General features: G+C 71.4%; 18 protein-coding genes. 6 read left to right on the forward strand and 12 right to left on the reverse strand.

Annotation, left to right across the window (positions count from 1 at the left end):
* Positions 1-403: 403 nt before the first annotated feature.
* A complete protein-coding gene (locus ACICHK_RS04205) occupies positions 404-922 on the forward strand; it encodes an RICIN domain-containing protein (protein WP_406835736.1) in 519 nt (172 codons plus the stop codon).
* A 551-nt stretch (positions 923-1,473) separates the two neighbouring features.
* Here the strand turns inward: ACICHK_RS04205 and ACICHK_RS04210 are convergent.
* Positions 1,474-2,391, reverse strand: a complete 918-nt coding sequence (locus ACICHK_RS04210; RefSeq protein ID WP_406835737.1) for a LysR family transcriptional regulator — start codon at positions 2,389-2,391, stop codon at positions 1,474-1,476.
* A gap of 101 nt (positions 2,392-2,492) precedes the next feature.
* Here ACICHK_RS04210 and ACICHK_RS04215 point away from each other — a divergent pair, with 101 nt between their 5' ends.
* Complete coding sequence (locus ACICHK_RS04215) at positions 2,493-3,581, forward strand: alcohol dehydrogenase catalytic domain-containing protein (protein WP_406835738.1); 1,089 nt, start codon at positions 2,493-2,495, stop codon at positions 3,579-3,581.
* Positions 3,582-3,772: 191 nt separating this feature from the next.
* On the opposite strand, the gene ACICHK_RS04220 is transcribed toward ACICHK_RS04215, so the two are convergent.
* From ACICHK_RS04220 to ACICHK_RS04235, 4 genes are all read right to left on the reverse strand, one after another.
* Entirely contained in the window at positions 3,773-4,684 is a 912-nt protein-coding gene (locus ACICHK_RS04220) for an ADP-ribosylglycohydrolase family protein (protein ID WP_406835739.1), read from the reverse strand.
* A gap of 121 nt (positions 4,685-4,805) precedes the next feature.
* Positions 4,806-5,348, reverse strand: coding sequence for a GNAT family N-acetyltransferase (locus ACICHK_RS04225; RefSeq protein WP_406835740.1), 543 nt, complete (start codon positions 5,346-5,348; stop codon positions 4,806-4,808).
* A 436-nt stretch (positions 5,349-5,784) separates the two neighbouring features.
* Positions 5,785-7,458, reverse strand: a complete 1,674-nt coding sequence (locus ACICHK_RS04230; protein ID WP_406835741.1) for a ricin-type beta-trefoil lectin domain protein — start codon at positions 7,456-7,458, stop codon at positions 5,785-5,787.
* 467 nt (positions 7,459-7,925) lie between these two features.
* Positions 7,926-8,345, reverse strand: a complete 420-nt coding sequence (locus tag ACICHK_RS04235) for a winged helix-turn-helix transcriptional regulator (protein ID WP_406835742.1) — start codon at positions 8,343-8,345, stop codon at positions 7,926-7,928.
* A gap of 87 nt (positions 8,346-8,432) precedes the next feature.
* On the opposite strand from ACICHK_RS04235, the gene ACICHK_RS04240 reads away from it, so the two are divergent.
* On the forward strand, positions 8,433-9,257 hold the full coding sequence (locus tag ACICHK_RS04240; RefSeq protein ID WP_406835743.1) for an NmrA family NAD(P)-binding protein: 825 nt from the start codon (positions 8,433-8,435) through the stop codon (positions 9,255-9,257).
* Positions 9,258-9,323: 66 nt separating this feature from the next.
* Here ACICHK_RS04240 and ACICHK_RS04245 read toward each other — a convergent pair whose 3' ends face one another.
* Positions 9,324-9,500, reverse strand: a complete 177-nt coding sequence (locus ACICHK_RS04245; protein WP_406835744.1) for a hypothetical protein — start codon at positions 9,498-9,500, stop codon at positions 9,324-9,326.
* A 171-nt stretch (positions 9,501-9,671) separates the two neighbouring features.
* Between ACICHK_RS04245 and ACICHK_RS04250 the strand changes: the two genes are divergently transcribed.
* Together ACICHK_RS04250 and ACICHK_RS04255 are read left to right on the forward strand one after the other, a co-directional pair.
* Positions 9,672-10,088 (forward strand): DUF6234 family protein, encoded by a 417-nt coding sequence (locus tag ACICHK_RS04250; protein ID WP_406835745.1) that lies wholly within the window; start codon positions 9,672-9,674, stop codon positions 10,086-10,088.
* Positions 10,089-10,295: 207 nt separating this feature from the next.
* Positions 10,296-11,642 carry a hypothetical protein gene (locus ACICHK_RS04255; RefSeq protein WP_406835746.1) on the forward strand — a complete coding sequence of 449 codons (1,347 nt, stop codon included), beginning with the start codon at positions 10,296-10,298 and terminating at the stop codon, positions 11,640-11,642.
* 116 nt (positions 11,643-11,758) lie between these two features.
* On the opposite strand, the gene ACICHK_RS04260 is transcribed toward ACICHK_RS04255, so the two are convergent.
* The gene (locus tag ACICHK_RS04260; protein WP_406835747.1) at positions 11,759-13,081 is read right to left on the reverse strand and encodes a hypothetical protein; all 1,323 of its coding nucleotides are present in this window, start codon (positions 13,079-13,081) and stop codon (positions 11,759-11,761) included.
* A gap of 270 nt (positions 13,082-13,351) precedes the next feature.
* On the opposite strand from ACICHK_RS04260, the gene ACICHK_RS04265 reads away from it, so the two are divergent.
* Complete coding sequence (locus ACICHK_RS04265) at positions 13,352-14,239, forward strand: GNAT family N-acetyltransferase (protein ID WP_406835748.1); 888 nt, start codon at positions 13,352-13,354, stop codon at positions 14,237-14,239.
* 55 nt (positions 14,240-14,294) lie between these two features.
* Here the strand turns inward: ACICHK_RS04265 and ACICHK_RS04270 are convergent, their stop codons facing one another.
* From ACICHK_RS04270 to ACICHK_RS04290, 5 genes are all read right to left on the reverse strand, one after another.
* Positions 14,295-14,612: a hypothetical protein gene (locus ACICHK_RS04270; protein WP_406835749.1), complete on the reverse strand. Its 318-nt coding sequence runs from the start codon at positions 14,610-14,612 to the stop codon at positions 14,295-14,297.
* A 164-nt stretch (positions 14,613-14,776) separates the two neighbouring features.
* Complete coding sequence (locus tag ACICHK_RS04275; protein ID WP_406835750.1) at positions 14,777-15,793, reverse strand: 3-oxoacyl-ACP synthase III family protein; 1,017 nt, start codon at positions 15,791-15,793, stop codon at positions 14,777-14,779.
* Positions 15,790-16,446 (reverse strand): SRPBCC family protein, encoded by a 657-nt coding sequence (locus ACICHK_RS04280; protein ID WP_406835751.1) that lies wholly within the window; start codon positions 16,444-16,446, stop codon positions 15,790-15,792. Before ACICHK_RS04280 ends, ACICHK_RS04275 begins: the two co-directional genes overlap by 4 nt.
* A complete protein-coding gene (locus ACICHK_RS04285) occupies positions 16,418-18,265 on the reverse strand; it encodes a thiamine pyrophosphate-binding protein (protein WP_406835752.1) in 1,848 nt (615 codons plus the stop codon). The genes ACICHK_RS04280 and ACICHK_RS04285 overlap by 29 nt, the downstream gene beginning before the upstream one ends.
* Positions 18,262-19,278 carry a GlxA family transcriptional regulator gene (locus ACICHK_RS04290; protein ID WP_406835753.1) on the reverse strand — a complete coding sequence of 339 codons (1,017 nt, stop codon included), beginning with the start codon at positions 19,276-19,278 and terminating at the stop codon, positions 18,262-18,264. Before ACICHK_RS04290 ends, ACICHK_RS04285 begins: the two co-directional genes overlap by 4 nt.
* Between the last annotated feature and the right edge of the window lie 174 nt (positions 19,279-19,452).

A 19,452-nucleotide genomic window follows, 5' to 3' on the forward strand; every position in this document is an offset into this window, starting at 1 on the left:
CAGCCGACGAGGTCCTCGACGAAGTCGCAGCCTGCCGCCGACGAATCTCTGACTCAGGTCACCATGGCCTGTCCGGCGGATCCGCAGACGGCGCTCTTGGCCGGCCGTCCACGCCCCGTCGGCCCCGAGCAGTGCGCTTTTCTCCAATACCCGGCAGCGCGGCAGGCGTCAGCCTGGGACCCGGCAAACGGCGTCCGAGTGTGCGGGCACGCGTTCTCGCGAGGCCGTGAGCCCGGCTCGGTCCCAGCTCGGGTCCGGCCCTCACCGGGCCAACTGCCTTGCCCGATCTACGGATCGGCGACCCGGGAGCGCAATCGGGTCGGGCTGAGTCGGGGCCATGCAGCACTCCTGCCGACCAAGATACGATCTTGGCCAACTGACCATTTTAGGGGGAGATTTCACAGTGAAGTCAGGTGCCAAGACGGCCCTTCGCGCGGGTTCCGTGGCCTTCTGCGCAACGCTCGCAGTGACGTTCGCGGGCGCGGGGCCGGCAAGTGCCGCTCCGTACAACACGTTTCTGGTCAACGCGGCAAGCGGCAAGTGCCTGGAAGTGCCCTGGGGCAACTACGACAACGGCGCACCGGTCCAGCAGTGGAGCTGCAACTGGGGCGACAACCAGAAGTGGGCGGTGTATCCCACCGCTGACGGCTACAGCATGATCGTGAACGTGCAGACCGGAAATTGCCTCGAGGTCGCCGACTGGCGTACGGACCAGGGTGCTCCCGTACGGCAGTGGGAGTGCACCAACGGCGCCAACCAGCACTGGGTGGTCTCGGGCAAGGACGCCAACAACCAGGTCATGGTCAGGAACCGGAACAGCTGGATGGTCATCGACGACCCGGGGGCCAGCGGCGCCAACGGCACGCAGATGATTCAGTGGAAGTACAACTACGGGGCGAACCAGGTCTGGACCGTCCGCTGAGGATCGCTTCAAAGCAGCCTGCTGCGACCACAGATGCCGAGTGGGCGCCCACTCGGCATCTGCGGAGCGCGTCTGTGGAGCGCGCTCGGTCCCAGCTCGTCAGCGGCCCTGACGATCGTCGATGTCATGGCCTCGAGCGATCGTCTGCTCGATCTCATCCGGAGCATGCCGGAGGTCCACCAGGCGGTCCTGCCGGGTTGCCGGGCCCGTTGGTCCGGCATGGGGCGGGTGAGTGGAACGATCACCGCCACTGGAGTCCGCGCAGGTGATCGCGGTCCGGGCGGCGCGGCTGTCGTCACGCGGGGGCGCCGCCCGGTCGGCGGAACCGATGTCGTCCGCGCCCTTGCTCAGCGGACGGCCGTCGTTGTGGTCGATCAGCGCGGTGAGTGCCTTGGCGAGCGGCGTCCAGCCGTCCGCGCCGAGCAGTAGGCCCCCGACTGGAAGGCCCGCTACGCGGTTCGCTCAGGAGTCGAGGGCACCATCAACGAGTCTGCCGGCCCCGGCGGAAGGCCGGCTGCCCGGCGGCCGTCATGTGCGGCCTTGGCGGCGGTTCAGACGGCCGCAGCAATCGCTCGGGTGACGGCCGCAGCGATCGCTCGGGTGACGGCCGTGATCGCCGGGGCGGGGTGGCCGGGGAGGCGTGCCACGAGAATCCGGCGGATCTCGCGGGGTGCGCCGTCGACGTGCAGCAGGCTCACTCCCGGCGGCAGCACCGGTGAGAGCCGGGAGGGCACCGTGGTCACGCCGAAGCCGCCGGCGACCAACTGGAGTTTCGTCAGCCAGTCGCGTGCGGAGTGGATGATGCGCGGCCGTCCGGGCAGGCCGGGCCAGACGCCGAGCAGCGGCTCGGAGCTTGATGACGGGGTGGCGATCCATGCGGCGTCGGCCAGTTCGTCGACGTGCACCGTGGTGCGTCCGGCGAAGTCTCCGGTCGAGGGCGCCGCCACGACCAGTTCGGTGTCCGCGACGGTCTCGACGTGCAGGCGCGGCGAGTCGCCGTCGAAGGGCCGGTGGGGTGGGCGGGACGTCAGTACGGCGAGGTCGAGCGAGCCCGCGCGCAGCGCCCGGATCAGTGAGGGCGTGGTGCCCTCGCGGGTGGTGACCGTGATCTGCGGGTCGGCCGCCGCGAGGTGTGCGAGTGCGGCGGGCAGGATCGCCGCGCCCGCGCTCAGGACCACCCCGAGCCGTACCGGTTCGGTCCGCGGGACGGTGCCGGTGAGCTCACGCTCGGCCGCCGCGAGCGAGGCGAGGACCGTGTGGGCGTGCCGCAGCAGGGTCAAGCCGGAGGGAGTGAGCCGTACCCCGTCCGGGCGGCGTTCGAACAGGGCGGTGCCCGCGCTGCGTTCGAGGGCGGCGGCCTGGCGTGAGACGGCCGACTGCGTGTAGCCGAGCCGGGTGGCGGCCGCGGTGAAGCTGCCGGACTCGGCGATCTGCCGCAGGACCCGCAGGCCCGTACTGGAGACGTCCATGCCGAATACGCATACCAGAGATGCCAGATCTTCGCTTCCCGCATACTCCCCCGGCTCCTAGTGTCGATCCCGCGAGCATCGACGAACACGGAGGTCATCACGTGCGAGCAGCGGTTCTGACGCGGTTCGGCGCCCCGCTCACGGTGCGGGAGGTGCCCGACCCCGAGGCCGGAAGCGGCGAGGTGGTGGTCGAGGTCCTCGCCGCCGGCGTGGCCCCGTACGCGGCCGAGGTCTTCAGCGGCGAGCGGAACTACCCCCTTGTCCCTCCTGTCGTGCCCGGTGTCGGTGGAGTGGGGCGGATCGTCCACGTGGGCCCGGACGCCACCCGGCTGCGCGTCGGCGACCTGGTGTGGTGCGACTCGACGGTGCGCTCGCGGGACGACGCCCTGACGCCCGACATCACGCTCCAGGGCTGGAGTTCGCGCGGCGAGGGCGGCGCGCGCCTCGCCGAGTACCTGCACGACGGCGCGTTCGCCGAGCTCATGCGGGTCCCGACGGAGAACGTCTTCCCGCTGCCCGCGGCCGCGGGGGACGATCCGGCCCGCTGGGCCGCACTCACGGTGCACGCCATCTCCTACGGCGGGCTGCTGGCCGGCGGGCTCGCAGCCGGTGAGACGCTGCTCGTCAGCGGGGCCACCGGCAACCTCGGCAGCAGCGCGGTCGCGGTCTCGCTCGCCATGGGCGCGGGCCGCGTGGTCGCCCCGGGCCGCAACCGGGCCGCGCTCGGCCTCCTCGCCGACCGTTTCGGTCCGCGTCTGCGCCCGGTCCCGCTGACCGGGGAGGAGACCGGCGACCGCGCGGCGATGTCCGCGGCGGCCGGCGGCCCGATCGACATGGTGATCGACCTGCTCCCGCCGAGCGCACCCAGCTCGGCCTCGCGCGCGGCGGCCATGACCGTGCGCGAGTACGGCCGCGTCGTCCTCATGGGCGGCGTCGGCATGCTCGGTGGCGACGACCTCGCGCTCCCGTACCCCTGGATCATGCGCAACTCGATCACCGTGCGCGGCCAGTGGATGTACCCGCGCACGGCGAACGTCGGCATCATCCGGCTCCTCGCCTCGGGCACCCTGGACCTCGCCCCCGAACGGGTCCGGTCGTTCGGCCTCGACGCCGTCAACGACGCCGTCGCGTACGCCGCCGCGCACGGTGGCCCGTTCGACCGCACCAGCCTCACCCCGTCAGCCGGCTGACACGGCCCGCTGATCCCCACCACCCGCACGACCCGTCACCCTCACGAGCACAGGCAGCCGTACTGCTGCCGTTCGCCGTGGACGAAGCCGATCGGGGCCCGGCCGGTCACTGCTTCGTGGCGAAGCCGCCGTGTCGATCCCTCGGATGCGCGCTCGTCCGCCGGAGACGCCGACCCGTCCTGGCAGGAGTCCTACTCCGTCACGACCGGAGGTAGCGGTTCACGGGCCGCGTGCCAGGCAGGGGGGAGGGCGGCGACGCCCGTGCGGGCGGCGATCACCCCGCCCGCGATGGCGCAGGTGGTGTCGATGTCGCCGCGCCCGGCGACCGTGGACCACAGGCCCTCGTGCAGGTCGTCGAGGTGCCCCGCCGCGCACCACAGGGCGTACGGGACGGTGTCGGGCCCCGACATGCGGTAGCCGGATCCCAGGACCTCCGCCGCATGCCGGACCGAGGTGTGCTCCGGCATCCGGGCCGCGATCCGCACTCCCGACCGGACGTCGCTGTCGGGAAGCCGTTCGGCGACCGCTCGGAGGAAGTCCGGCCTGGCCGGGGTGCGCCCGCCCCGGCTGCGGGTTGCCAGCGCCGCGGCGAGGGCGACCGCCACCGCCGCGGCGACCGCCTCCCGGTGGTGGTGCGAGACCGCGCTCTGGCGGGCGGCCTGCTCGGCGACCGCGTCGAGGTCGGTGGAGTGCCAGGCCCCGAGCGGGGCGGCGCGCATGGCCGCGCCGTTGCCCCAGGAGCCTTGGCCGCCGAACTGTCCGGCGACCACCTCCTGCCAGGGCTCGCCCGCACCGATCCGGCGGAGCACGTCATGCATCGACGCTCCGTAGCCACGGTGCGTGTCGTCGGCGTAGGCCGCCGCGAAGCGCAGGGCGAGGCGGTCCTGGTCGACGGTGCCGCCGCCCTCGGCGAGTTCCCGGACGAGGACGAGCGCTTGGGCGGTGTCGTCGCTCCACCGCCACAGCGGTTCCGGGGGCAGCGTCCGGGCCTCCAGAACCGCCGGACCTTCCCAGCGCAGGATGCCGAACCAACGATCGCCGAAGGCGTCACCGAACGCGAGCCCGTACAACGAGTCCAGCACAGCAGTGGGCACGGTGATCATCGGGGCAGTATCGCAGCGCGCCGACGCCCCCGCACTCCGGTTTCGGGGCGGACAGGCTTCCGGCCTGGGCATGGTGCCGGGCGGCCTGGTCTTGAAGCCCTTCCGTCAGGAGTTCTTGCCGTCACGGGCGGTTCAGGCCCCACGTCTGCAGGGTGTAGGGCCGTCCCTTCTCCTCGCCCGTGATCAGCGGCACGTCGAGCAGGGTGAAGCCCGCCTTGGTGGCCACGGCGACGCTGGCGGCGTTCTCGGCCTCCAGTTCCAGGATCACCCGCCGCGCGTCCCACCGCTCGAAGGCGTACGCGACCATCACCCGTACCGCCCGCACCGCCAGCCCCTGGCCGCGGTGCGCCGGGCCGACCGCGTAGCCGATCTCCATGTCCTCGGGGGTGCGGCGCAGCATCACCTCGCCGAGCGGCGCTCCGCCGTCGACCGTGATCGCGAGCAGCACGACCGTGCCCTCCTCGCGCATTCGCCGGTCCCGGGCGAGGCGTGCGCGGGCGGCGGCTTCGTCGAAGGGGGAGACGAGCGGTGTCCAGTACGCGATGTCGGGGTGGTCGAACAGCTCCGGCATCGCCGCCAGGTCCGCCTCCGTCCAGTCACGAAGGACGAGGCCCTCCCCCGAGAGCTCTATCCGCTCGGGAAAGGACGACGTGGTGCTGCTCATGGCGGGACCTCCCTGGCCGGTTCGGGACAAGGCAGGGTATCCGGAGAAATCCTCGGGGCCGGGCCGGTCGCACCACCATGGGGAGCCCGCCCGCCCGGGCCGTGTGTACGGAGCGAAAGCCCTCTCGCTCCACCGGAGCCGACCGAGGCCCGATCCCATGGGACTGACACCTCAGCACAGGGTGATAGTCGGCCCGGCAGGCGTGGCGCGGTGAACTCCCTGACAGCACTTCGCCTCGCCCGGTCCGCGCGGGCGAGGCGAAGCGAAGGGCGCATCACTCGTGGAACCCGCCCGACGGGCACGCGGGCTTCACGAGAGTGAGGCGGAACCTCGTGTCGGCCGGTCGCAGGGCTCGTACGGCGGCGTGCGGTCGTACGGCTGCTGCCCTGTCCGGGTCGGGCACGAGGGGGTTGCCGTCAGCGGTCGTGATCCTCTCTCATGCCAGGGCGAACTTCTGGGCACCGGAGCCGTTGCAGTCGTAGATCTGCAGCCGGGTGCCGTTCGCGGTGGCACCCGAGGGCGAGTCGACGCACCGGCCGGTGGTCGGGTTGGACATCGAGCCGTCGGCGTTGGCCACCCAGTTCTGGTAGCCGCCGCCGTTGCAGGTGGCCAGTTGGAGCTTGGTGCCGTTCGCGTTGGCACCGCCCGCGATGTCCAGGCACTTGCCCAGTGTGCGCAGGGTCTGGCCGTTCCAGGTCCACTTCTGGTCGAGCGAGGTGGCCTGCTGGCAGTCCCACAGCTGGACCGCGGTGCCGTCACCACCGGTGTCGTCACCCGCCACGTCCACGCACTTGCCGCCCGGACCGTAGATCGGGGTGCCGATGGCGAACTGCTGGGCGCCGGAACCGTTGCAGTCCCAGATCTGCAGCCGTGTGCCGTTCGCGGTGGCGCCCGACGGCGAGTCGATGCACCGGCCGCTGGCCGGGTTCCGCAGTGTGCCGTCGGTCTGCCGCACCCAGGACTGGTAGCCGCCGCTGTTGCAGGTGGCGAGTTGCAGCTTCGTGCCCCCGGCGCTGTTGCCGCCGGCGATGTCCAGGCACTTTCCGAGGGTCTGCAGGGTCTGGCCGTTCCAGGTCCAGTGCTGGTCCTTGGCCGTCGACTGGCAGTCCCACAGCTGTACGGCGGTGCCGTCGCCGCCGGTGTCGTCACCCGCCACGTCGACGCACTTGCCGCCCGGACCGGTGATCGTCTGGCCGGTCACCGAACCGCCGCCGCCACCGCCGCCACCGCCGCCACCGGAGCCCGGTCCCTTGTTGTAGACGGCCACCGAGTCGATGACCAGCTTGCCGCCGGAGACCGTGGAGGCGTTCGGGCCCCCGCCGAAGGCGTCGGGGAAGCCGCCGCCGATCGCCAGGTCGTAGATGATGAAGAAGGGGTGGTCGACCGCGTCGGCCCAGGTCGTCGCGTCCACCTGGTTGGCGTTGACGGTGAAGAAGTTGTTCCCGTCGAGGTAGAACCGGATCTGCTCCGGTGACACCGAGCGGTCGATCTCCGCCGCGTAGTCGTGGAAGCCGGTCTGGCAGCCCGGACAGGCGCGCTCACCCGAGCCGATGCCGGTCGACTCGTTGCACGGCCCGCCCGGGTTCACACCGCAGTGCAGGGTGCTGAAGACCGAGCTGCGGCCGTTGATGTCCTCCATGATGTCGACCTCGCCGGACTTCGGCCAGGTCACACCGTCGCGCAGCGGCGCGCCGAGCATCCAGAACGCCGGCCAGTAGCCCGCGCCGTTGGCGGTGGTGACGTTGGGCTGCTGGAGCACGGACTCGATGCGTACGACGCCGCCGGCCGCGGCGCCGAAGCCCGCCGACTGGGTCTCCACACGCCCGGAGGTCCATCCGGCCCGCGGGTCGGAACCGGAGTGCAGCGCCTGGAGCACCAGATGGCCCTGACCGTCGTAGTAGACGTTCGAGGTGCTGTTGGTCATGGTCTCGATCTCACCGGTGCCGAAGTTGCTGCCCGGACCGGTGTCGTACTTCCACAGGCTCTGGTCGATGCCGGTGCCGGAGGCGCCGTTGAAGTCGTCGCTCCAGGTGAGCGAGAAGCCCGACGGCGTCGGGGGCACCGCGGCCTGGGCGGTCGACGTCGAAGTGACGGTGGCCGCCACCGTCATCACGACGACGGGAATCAGTGAGAGCGCTCTCTTCCACGCGCGGCGCTGTGCTCTTGCGGGGAGTAACTGCATAGGTCTGGCCTCCGGGGGAAAGGCATGATCGCGTTCGTTCGCCGTACCGCTTCACACATGGGCTGCCATGGACAGACAGACCCGCAGTGGACGGCCGGGCTCGGGTCCCTCAGCCGACGGACGCACCATCAACACAGGTGACGGCTGGTGGTGTTGAGCCTTGTGGAGTTCTGTGCGGGGCGACGTTATTGGACCGGACCAATGCAGTCAAGGCTGTTGACCAGTCATGCCTGGAGGCGCTGACGTCCGTGACTCGGCACGCCGGGGGCGGTTCGACTCGCCGGACGGGCCGTGGTCGTCGACCGCACCGGTGATCACCGCCCGGAAGGACCGGCCTCGCTCCGGCCACGCCGGCGCCGGACAACGGTGTCTTCTCGTCGGCGAATTCAGCGAATTCAGCGGATGTCGTGGTCGGGATGGGTCCGGTCGTACGCGTGCCGTGCTTCGGCGATGACGGCACGGTGGGCGAGCGACCAGTCGGCGAGTGCCTTGACCAGGTGGGTCAGGCCGGCTCCGGTCTCGGTCAGGCGGTAGTCGACCTGGGCCGGGACGGTCGGGTACACGGTGCGCAGCACGAGGCCGTCGCGTTCGAGCCTGCGGACGGTGAGGGTGAGCATGCGCTGGGAGATGCCGTCGACGGCGCGCTGCAGCTCACGGAACCGGCGTGGTCCGCCCGCGAGTTCGACGATCACGAGCACCGACCATTTGTCGCCGATGCGGTCCAGGACGTCACGGATGCCGCAGTCGGGGTGGTCCTCGCGGCCACAGGGGTCGAGGTCGGCGGGGTCGGTTACCCCGGTGTGCGTGAGTGACATGGAACTGCCTCCTTGTGGCCGGTGGACGTGCGATCGAGGATCAAGCGTAGTTACCGATGAGAACCACGACGGAAGACTGCGATTGACATGATCTTGGTTACGGGAGCGAACGGGAACCTCGGCTCGGCCACCCTTGCGGCGCTGCGTCGCGGTGGCGCCACCGCGACGGGCGGCAGCCGCACACCGGGCGCGGGGACGCGGCACCTCGACTTCGACGACCACGCGAGCCTCGACCTCACCGGGGTGTCGACCCTGGTGCTGGTTTCCGCCGGTTACGCCGAGGACGACCGGGTCGTCGCCCGGCACACGGCGGTCCTGGACGCCACCGTCCGCGACGGCGTCGACCACGTCGTCTACACGAGCTTGACCACGGCCGGCGACCATCTCGGGTTCGCCCTGGCGCACCGTGCCACCGAGCGTCTGGTGCGGGCGAGCGGACTGTCCTGGACGATCCTGCGCAACGGCCTGTACGCCGAACTCTTCGGCGGCCTGCTGACATGGCACGGCGACGGTGTGGAGTCCGCGTTCGGGGACGGTGCCCTGGCCGCGGTCGCGCGGGAGGATCTCGCCGCTGCCGCGGCGGCCGTAGCGGCGCGTCCGGCCCGACACGGCGGGCGGGTCTACGACCTCGTCGGTACGCCGATCACGGCGGGCCAGGTGACCGATCTGCTCGGGGTCCCGCACCGCGCCATCGGGCTGGGCGAGTACCGGCACAGGCTCCTCCACGGGACACCGGGGCTCCTGCCGTTCCAGCCGCCCATGCTCGCTTCGATCGCCACGGGCATCCGGCACGGCTTCCTGGACGGCACCTCTCCCGACCTCACGGACCTCCTCGGCCGCCCGGCCCGCGATCCACTGTCCGTGGCCGTCGCGGCCGCGGCCGCCTCGCGGCCGGAGACAAGCCTCCCGTAGGACTCCGTCAGGTCCGACTAGGCCTTGGCCGGCCTCGTCCGCGCGCTCGACGACCGACAGCGTCTCCTATCCTGTCGGCTCGTCGCTCCGCGACATGCCTCTGAGCCACTCGTACAACTCGACGCCGTCCTGCCCGCCGAGAAGGACGTCCACGACATTCTGGTTCACCGTCCCAGGCAACGCGCAGGCCAGAGCCGCTGTACGCCGTGACTGCCGCGACTCCCACTCGATGAATCGGTCCACGGCATCTCCTACTGCTCCACCAGGAGGGTCTTGCCACTCCCGCGCCCCTCGCCCTCCGTCCCCTGTGGCAGGGGCGCACGATCCTTCGCAGGGTCATCAGGCAGATCATGGGATCAACCTGAGCACTCGTACTCATGCGGCCGCCTCGCCTGCACGAGCAGGATCAAGGGCATGGACTTACCCATTGCCCCACCGGCCTTCGACGCGACCACCGGCCCGAAGCAGCGCCGCCGTGCCGACCGAGGCGCCGACATCGGAGCCGGATGCGGTCTGGTGTTCCTGGAGCTGATCGCCTTGGCAGTGGTCTTCGGACTCTGGTTCCTGTCCGGGTTCAACCTGGATCCGGCCAAGACCGTCACGAGCGACTCGTTGTGGAAGTACCTGGCTGCCGTCGGCGGAGTGGGGCTCCTCGCCATCGCGGCGGCCGTGATCGCCGCGTGGGTCGGGGCTGTCGTGACGGTCGTCGCCCAGGCCGTCATGGCCGTCCTGATCTGTGTACTCGTCCTCAGCGGGGCTGCGGTGCAGTCCCATCAGGATCGCCTGTGCCATGACGTGCCGTCAGCGGCCGGCTGCAGGAGCGACAACTAGCAGGACTCCGTGAGGCCTTCCTCCCGTCCCGGATCAGGCCGTATGGAACTGGCCCGGCGGGGGCGGTTCCTCGAGCTGAGGCGGTGGATATGACGCGCGTCGAACCGTGAGGGCCGAAAGGGCTGATGGGCACGGGAGGAGGCGGCAGACTGGTGATCCACTGATCCACGGGATTCGTCGAACGAGTGAACGTAGGGCGGAGCGGCTGTGAGCGTGACCTTACCGGCACATTCGTGGAGACGCTCGGCCCGCGCCGTCCTCTGCGGCGCCCTGCTGCTCGGCGGGCTCGTCGCGTGTGACGGTGACGAGGACGCCTCGCTCTCGGCACCAGGGGTTTTCTACGTCCGCCCCTACGGCGACACGTCCCGCCCCTCGAACAAGACGGTCTTCCGACTCGGCGTCAAGAACGGCGCGCGGACCACGACCCCCCGCCGACTGACCATAGACGTGCCGCGCGACGCGCAGGACGCCGTCCGGCTGCGCGTCATGATCGAGGACTGCAAGGGGAGCTCCACACACGTCACATGCGAAGTGCAGGACATGTCCGGTGATTGGTACGGCGGAGGGCATCTCGTCCCGGTCGCGGCGAAGGGCAGCGCGGCGGGCGACTCGGGCGTCCTGCGGATCACGTACACCACCGCCGACGGGAAGGAACTCACCGCCCGTACCCGGGTCGTCGTCGGTGAACCGGTCGTGCAGGTGCGCGCCACCACGTTCGAGGACGTCCCGCCGGGAGCCGACGTGGCCGTCCCCGTGGTCGTACGCAACGCCGGCGAAGTGCCCGTCAGAGGCCTGGGTCTGCTGCTCGACCCCGGGGACCTGGAGTTCCGGCAGCGGTACGCGAACTGCCGTTACCCGACGCAGATGAACGGACGCGCCGCCGTCTGCCGCCTGCCCGAGGTGCGGATCGATCCGGGGCAGGCGGTGGTGATCCGGCCGCCCGTGCGGATGCGCGCCTCGAAAACACGGATGTACGGCGCCTACACCCGGCAGGTGTGGGCGCTGGACGCCGGGGCGGGCCCGCACAGTGTGGCCCTGGAGGGCGGTGACTTCGGCGACGGTCCGGTCCTCGAGGCGTTCCCGGCACGGCCCGCCGATCTGAAGGGCACATGGACCAGCGGCGACTCGGCCTCCGAAAACGTACGCCTCGGCACCGGCGCCGACTTCGGCGTCATCGCGGTCGTGCTGCCCGGCTCCTCCGGCGACAAGCGCGTACTGCGGCTGGTCGTCCGCAACAACGGCCCCGGCGACCCGGGCCGCTCCACCCGGCTGGAGTTCACCCCGCCCGTCGGCTCGGGCGTGCTCGAGCAGCCCATGTACGAGGTCGACGACGGCGAGTACGGGCCCTACTGCAAGTCGAAGGACTTCGCCTACGCCTGCGACGTGGACGAACTCGGACCGGGAAAGTCCCGCACCTTCGAGTTCGTCCTGCGCCTCGACAGGCCGGGGAAGGGCCTCGTGCGCCTCGAGGACAGCGAGTCGGCGACCGCGAGCGGGGTGTTCAATCCCGACCCGGACCCGAGCAACAACACAGCGTCCGTCAGGATCCGCTGAGCGAGTGCCGTCCACGGACGTTTCCGGGGCTGCTCGCCGGCCCCACCTCCGCGCCTCCACGCCCCGGATCGACGACCCCTGAGGGCGACTTGGCCGATCACGGCGTCGCACCGGGCCTAGTCCGGCGGTCGCGTGTAGACGACGACCACCGGGCGTTGGAAGTTGAACTCCTCGACTCCCCGGGCGGAGATGTCGCCGGCGCCCCACACCTGGCGTGTGCCCGGCACCTGGACGAGGCCGTAGAGCTCCAGCCGCTGGCTCCGGTCGAAATCCGTGATCCCGCCGGATCTCCCCGGTATCAGGGGCGGTGCGCCGACGGGGTCGACCGTGCCGTCGACGTGGAGCCGTGCCGTCGGCCCGAGCAGGCCCCGGGCACCGTCCGAGGCGACCGGGCGAGTGGCGTCGTAGGGTGCCCGGAGCCGCTTCTCCCAGTGGCTGCCGTCCCAGTGGGCGACGATCGGCGCCTCGTCGTCGCCCTCGTCCGGTTCGTCGCCCCGGTAGGACTGTGTGCCGACCGCCCACACCCCGTCCGGACCGGAGATCACCACCTTCCGCAGTTCGGCGCCGTGATCGTCGCCGGGTGCGGCGGGGGCCGGAGGATCGAAGTGCGGGACGGGACTGAGCCGCCAGGTGCGTCCGTCGTAGTGCATCGCGGCGGGCTCGGGACGGCGGGTGCCGTACACCTCCTTGCCGGGCAGGGAGCCGACCGCCCAGATGTCGTCGGGCGCCCGTCCGGCGATCGCCGTCGCCACGGCCGGCAGTCGCACCTCCGTCCAGTGCGCGCCGTTCCAGTGCCAGATCGTCCGCGCCTCGGCGGGCCACTGGTCGGGGGGCACGGCAGGTCCTGCCAGCATCCACACGTCGTCCGGGGCGAAGACGGCCGCGTCCTGGTACTGCCTGTCGACCCGTCCTGGCGGTGGGGGTACCTCCCGCCAACGGCGGCCGTCCCAGCGGGCTGTGAGAAGGGCGAAGTCCTTCCTCGGGTCACCGGCGAAGAGCCAGGTGTTGTCCGGTCCGGACGACCGCAGCCGGGGCCGCTGATCGGTGAGGTCCGCGAGTACCGGCAGTTCGGCGGCGGCGTCGTGGTCACGCCACTGCCGGCCGTCGTAATGGAGGAAGAAGGTCTTGCCGTCGCGTCCCAGTGTGATTCCGAGCGCCCAGGCGTCCCGCTCCGAGGCCGCTGCCAGATCGATCAGCATGGCGTCGTCCGACGTGCCGGAGTACGAGACCTTCCAGCTGCCCGGCTTCGCGTCCGCGGGCGACGGCGACGGCGACGGGGTGGTCCTGTCGCTCTTCGACGCGACCGGCACCGGCCTGGTCGGGGAAGGCGCCCCGCCGTCCGCCTTCCCCGCCCGGCCTCCGCACGCGGCGAGCAGCATCAGGCACAGAACGGCGCTCGCGGTGCGCCTCGTCGTGCGACCGCGAGAGTCGGGCGTCATCAGGTACCTCCGGCATCGAGCAAGATCGCGAGAGTCTAGGCCCGGGTGCGGCCGCACCACCAGACCCGCGGCAGACGGACCCGCGGCAGACGGACCGACCCGCCGACCGTCGGGCGGCACCGGCCTCCGGCCCACCGGCTCCGACCCATCGGCTTCCGGCGGCTTCGTGAAGTGGTCCCGGAGCGCACGCTGTTCGTCGGCGGCCCGGGCTCCGGGGTCTCCCCTGGCGGAAAGCCACCGGGCGCACTCGCGGCGCTGGGATCATGAGCCATGCGACCGGACGACTGGCACCTCACCGAAGACGTCGACAGTTTCCTCGCCCGCGCCGGTGACTTTCTGCGCTCACGGCCCGGCCGGCACATCATGCAGCTCACCTGGGCCGAGAGGGTACGAAAGCGCGGGGCGGACGCGTTCGGCGCCGTGGCGCCCCTCTTCGGCGTGCTGGAGCGAGGGGGCGAGGTCCACGCCACCTTCTACCGTCTCCCGCCCCGCGGTTTCGGCCTTTCCCCGCTCACTCCCGAGCAGGCGGACGCCCTCGCCGTCCGCCTGGCCGCCCTCGGGCACTTTGTCCCCCACGTCAGCGCGGACCACCGTACGGCCACCGCTTTCGCCGAGGCCTGGCGGCGGCACACCGGGGCGACTCCGAAACCGCGCGACCCGCGGCTGCGCCTGTACCGCCTCGAAACGCTCACCCCACCGGATCCGATGCCCGCGGGCCGCGGCCGCGTCCTGGGCGAGCGGGACCTCGAACACGTCATGTTCTGGTGCGGCGAGTTCGCCCGAGCGGTCGGGGAGGACGTGTCCATCAGCGCCGACACGTGGGCCGACACCCGCTTCGCCGACAAGCGCTACACGCTCTGGGAGACCCCGGACGGCACCCCCGTCTCCGTCGCGGGCATGAACCCGCTGATCGGCGGCCAGATCCAGGTGGACATCGTCTACACCCCGGCCCACCTGCGCGGCCACGGATACGCGGCCGCCGTGACGACGGAGGTGAGCCGCGCCGCGCTCGACGCGGGCGCGAGGGACGTGGTGCTGTTCGCGGACCTGTCCAACCCCACCAGCAACGCCCTCTACCAGCGCCTCGGCTATCGCACGCTCACCGACTGGACCGTGTACGACTTCCGGCGCGACACGCTGGAGAGCCCTGCGGCGTAGTACCCGCGTTCAAGACCACCGGGACCCGCCCGCGCCGAAAGCGCTGCCCTGGGGGCTACACGGTGTGCCGCAGCCAGCGTTGGAGGACCTCGTTGACGTCCTCCGGAAGGGCGCTGATCTGGTCGATGGCGGCACGGTCCTCCGGCATCGGGGGGACGCCGACGGCGGTCAGCGTCGCGTGCAGTGCCAGGCGCCGCTGGTCCCGTGGGTCGAGGGTGAAGCCGAGGCGCTGGGCGGGGTCGGGCGGCGGCAGCAGTGCGTCGATGTCGTCGCGGGACCGGGCCGCGGCCGTCCAGGCGCTGTCCTGAGGGTGCACGGCGTAGGGGTCGACGAAGGCACGGGAACCGGGGTTCTCGCTGCTCCAAGAGGTCATCTCCGGCTCCTCACCGTATGTGCTGCGGACTACCCCTCCAGAGTTCCGCGAGAGCGGCTTCGGTTGCGTCCGCGGCCGTATGTCACGCCGACGGAGTCATCGGCGGCTGATCACCTCGTGTGACCGGCGGACGGCGGCCGGTGTTCCGGAGCCCCGTGGGACCGTCATCGCCCGCCGCCCCATCGGACCGCGGCGGCACCGGCGAAGTCGCCGGCGTGGGCGAATCCCCCCAGCACGACGAGGTCGCCGTCCTTGACTTGGCCCGAGCCGATCGCGTGGTCCAGGGTGACCGGGATCGCGGCCCCGAAGAGGTTCCCGCACCGGTCGAAGGTGTTCAGGTGCCGCTCGGCGGGCAGTTGCAGCGCCTCCCGCCAGTTCCGCAGGAAGGTGCGGTTCGGCTGGTTGGTGACCAGGACGTCGATGTCGCCGGTCGCCACGCCGAGCCGCCGGCACAGATCCGTGACCACCTCCGGGACCAGGCGGTTGCCGCGCGCCAGGACCTTGGCGACGCTCGCGTCGGTGAAACCGATCCGCAGCTGGGACTCCCCCGGCTCCCAGTACTTGCGGCCGTCGTCGACCGCCACGGTCATGTCGCCGGCGAACTCTCCGATGTGCCGGGTCTCCACGTCCAGGACCGGACTCCCGGCCGACGTCGTCACCCATCCCACGCCGCAGCCGTCGCCCGGGATCGCGGCCTGCGCGAGCCGGCGCACCTCGGACTGGGTGAAGCACTGGCCGGCGGCGCTCTGCGCGTTGCAGATCAGCGCGGTCCTCGCGTCGGTGGTGCCGAGGATCTGCCGGGCCAGTTTCAGCATGTACACGAAGGAGGCGCAGCCCGCGTTGGCCACGTCGATGAGCCATTCCGGGTTCAGCCCCAGTCGGCGTGCCACTTCGGTGCCCGCGCCGACGAACGGCAGATCCGGCAGCTGACTGTGCACCAACAGGACGTCGACGCCCCGGATCTCGTCCCTGCCGTGCCGTTCGATCAGGGGCTGCACGGCGCGTTCGATCATGTCCGTGTTGGTCTCGTCCGGGGCGACGTGGTGGCGTGCCGGCGGGGCCTTGAACATGGGGTTGTTGCGGAGCTTGTCCTCGGCTCCCGGGTAGTCGGTGTAGAACTCCGCCGGTACCGGATCGCCCGGAAGGTAGGCCGCGACGTCGGTGAGGCTGACCGTGGTCACCGGGCCACCGCCTTCGCGGGCACCGTGCTCACCGGTTGTCCGTTGCGGTGGCGGTGTTCCAGGATCGCCTTGAGGTTGTTCATCTCCACGGTGTGCCCCGCGTAGAACAGGTCCCAGTAGTCGCCCACCCAGGGCCGGTCGGCGCTGGGAGCCAGGCCGGGGTGCGGGTTCGCGTCGTAGTAGGGATGACGGCAGTTGGTCCAGGTGATCACCGATCCCGGCTTGTCGAGCACCAGGCGGGCCGGTACGACACGCATCAGGTAGATCATCCACAGCTTGTCGCCCTGGTCCCAGGAACAGTGGTAATCCACGGTCATGGCCTCGGGGTTGGCGACCACCTTGCAGTAGATCCGGGTGTCGTCCTCCAGCCGGTCGCGGCCGACCCACAGTCCGGGGGTGGTGCCGGAGGGGGCGAAGTCCCGCAGGCTGCAGGTCCACTCCTCCAGGTGGTGGCCCTGACGGAGGTAGTCGTACGTCAGTTCCGGCGGGCAGTCGACGTACTCGTGGATGGTGCAGTACTGCCCGTACACCTGGTGGTGGGGGTAGACGGAGTGGGTGAGTTCCACGCAGTGGGCGGTCAGTTCGTCCCTGCCCGGGTTCTCGATCCGCATCAGGCCGGGGATGTCAGCCAACGTGGACGACTCGTCGCTCATCTGAACTCTCCTTGTTGTCGGCACGGTCGGCACGCTCGGCACGACCGCCGGCTTCGGCGAAGGACTGGAAGGGCAGGAACGGGGGGACCTCCCTCGGGTCGCAGTCCAGCGCCACGAACGCCGGGCCGCCGCCGGTGTTGCCGCGCAGCAGCGCCTCGCGCAGCTGCGCCGCGTCCTCGGCGCCGGTGACGTCGAGGGACGGGAAGGCGGCGGCCATTCCGGCGGCGATGTCGGTCCGGCCGAAGAGGTCGTCGCCGCGGACACCGCCCTGGAGGAACTCCTCGCGCAGCACGCACATCGCGTGGGCGTTGTTGTTGAAGACGACGAAGGTGACGGGCGCCGAGTGCTCCACGGCGGTGTGCACCTCCGCGCCGTGCATGAAGAAGGCCCCGTCGCCGGCGAGTACGTAGGTGCGTCGCCCGGTGGCGAGCGCGGCGCCGATGCCGGCGCCGAAGGTGTAGCCCATGCCTCCCATGCCGAGCGCCACCACGAAACGGCCGTGGCGCGGCGCCGGGAGGAGGTGGACCGCGCTGGCCCCCGTGTTGCCGGCGTCCACGAACACGTGCGCGTCCTCGGGCAGCGCCGCCTCCACCGCGGCGAGGGCCTGGGGATAGGAGACGGTCCGGCCGCGGACGGCCGGTGAGTCCGGTCCCTCCGTGGGGGCGGGGCGGGGGCCGGGGTGCCGGGGGCAGGCACGCGGGTCCGACGGGAGCCGGCCGGTCACCGCGCGCAGCGCGTCCCGCAGGTCCCCGCCCAGCGCCGTGCCCGGCACGTAGGGCCTTTCGGGGTCCAGGCACACGACCTCGGTGGCGGCCAGGGCCCGCTCCAGCCCGCCGCGCGCCAGGAGCGGCAGCCGGGTGCCGACCAGCAGGCACACGTCGGCCCGCCGCAGACAGTGCTCGACGTTGGCGTGGCCCATCACCCCGGCCACGCCCGCGAACCGGGGATCACGGTTGTCGAAGACGTCCTTGGCGTCCGGGGTGACCGCCACCCACGCCCCGAGGTTCCGGGCCAGCTCCGACAGTTCCGCGCGGGCGTCCGCCGCGGCGACGCCCTCACCCGCGATGACGAGGACCGTGTCCGCGCCGCGCAGGACGTCCGACACCTCGGTGACAGCCGCGTCGTCGAGCCGTACCGCCGGGGCCGACGAATCTGCCGGCGCCGTCGGCGGTATCACCACGTCGGACGAAGGCGCGGCCGGTGAAGACGCGGCCTGCGCCGGCACGACCGGTGCCGGCACCGGATCGCGGCCGGACAACCGGATCCGTGCCTGTTGCACGTCCTTGGGCAGCAGCAGCACCGCCGGCCCCCGCGGCTCGGTCCGCGCCGCCGCCATCGCCCGCGGCAGCAGTTCCACGAGCGAGTCCGCGTCCTCGACCCGGGCGCAGAACCGGGAGATCGGGGCGAAGACCTCGCCCGCGTCGAAGGAGTCCCCCTTGCCGCTGGTGTCCTGGAACGCGCCGTGGCCCTCCTGGACGGTCGGCGGCTGGCCCACCAGCGCGAGCAGCGGCACCCGGGAGGCGTACGCCTCCGCGAGGCCCGGCACCAGGTTCATCGCGCCACCGCCCGACGTGGCGGCGACGACACCCAGGCCCCTGGTGGTCCGGGCGTATCCGTCGGCCATCGTGACGGCCGAGAACTCGTGCTTGGCGACCACACCGCGGACGGTTCCGCCACGGTGCACGGCGTCGTACAGGTCCTCGATGTTCGCGCCGCCGACACCGAACACATGGGTGACTCCGGCCCCGGCGAGCTCGCCGGCCAGATAGTCGGCCACGCGTACCGTCTCGGCCCCGGGCGTCTGCGTGCCGGTGGTCATACGGGGCTCCCCTCCCTCTCCTGGCGCCGGTCGACGAAGCCGGCCGGCGTGATCACCTGAAAGCGGTGCCGGTACTCCTTCGGGGTGAGCCCCAGGGCCCGCCCGAAGGAGCGGAAGAAGGTCTCGGGGGCCCCGAATCCACAGCGGCCCGCTATCTGGCCGATCGGCAGGTCGGTGGTCTCCAGCAGTTCGCGGGCGCGGGCGATCCGCGTGCGCTGGACGTACTGGCCCGGAGTCGTGCCGACCTCGCGCCGGAAGACCCGGGAGAAGTTGCGCGGGCTCATGTTGGCCCGCTGGGCCATCTCGGCCACGGGTAACGGGTTGTGGAGGTTCTCCAGAATCCACTCCTGCGCGGTCCGGATCGGCGGATGGTCGGCCAACTGGGCGTCCAGCACCGCGCTGAACTGGGACTGCCCTCCGTGCCGTTTGAGGAAGAGCACCAGGAACCGTGCCGTCTCCAGGGCGAGTGCCGCTCCGTGATCGGCCTCGACCAGGGCCAGCGCCATGTCGATCCCGGTCGACACGCCCGCCGAGGTGACGAAGGGGCCGTCCCAGACGAAGATCGGCTCGGCGTCCACCGTCACCGCCGGATAGCGACAGGCCATCGCCTCGCTGTACGCCCAGTGCGTGGTGGCGCGTCTGCCGTCCAACAGGCCCGCCTCGGCCAGCAGAAAGGATCCGCCGCATACCGAGGCCACCCTGCGCGACCGGGCCGCCGCCGCCCGGATCCACGAGACCAGCGCCTGGTCCTGGAGCGCTTCACCGACACTCCATCCGCCCGGGACGAGGAGGGTGTCGACGGGGCCCTGTCCCGCCTCCAGCGGCAAGGCCTCCACGCTCACCCCCGAACCCGTGCGCACCAGTGGCGCGTCGGCGGAGACCAGGTCGATCCGATAGGGAACGGCCCCCCGGGGGAGGAGCCGGTTCGCGAGGTCGAACACTTCGATCGGTCCGGTGATGTCCAGCGCCATGGCGCCCGCGTACACCACCACAACAACACGTCGCTCTGACACGGTCACAGCCTGTATCGGATCTCGGACTGACTGCAATGACAGATCACTGACGCATCCGGCCAACAGACGGCCACCCGAAGGGAGTTACGGGCCGCTGGCCAGGCAGTTCGCACACGGCCACGGCCACGACGGGTGAGGTAACTCACAGGGACCGGACGTGAGCGGCCACCCTGC

Origin of the sequence: Streptomyces sp. AHU1, assembly GCF_045343905.1 — a bacterium.
In the GTDB taxonomy this organism is placed as follows: domain Bacteria; phylum Actinomycetota; class Actinomycetes; order Streptomycetales; family Streptomycetaceae; genus Streptomyces; species Streptomyces triticiradicis.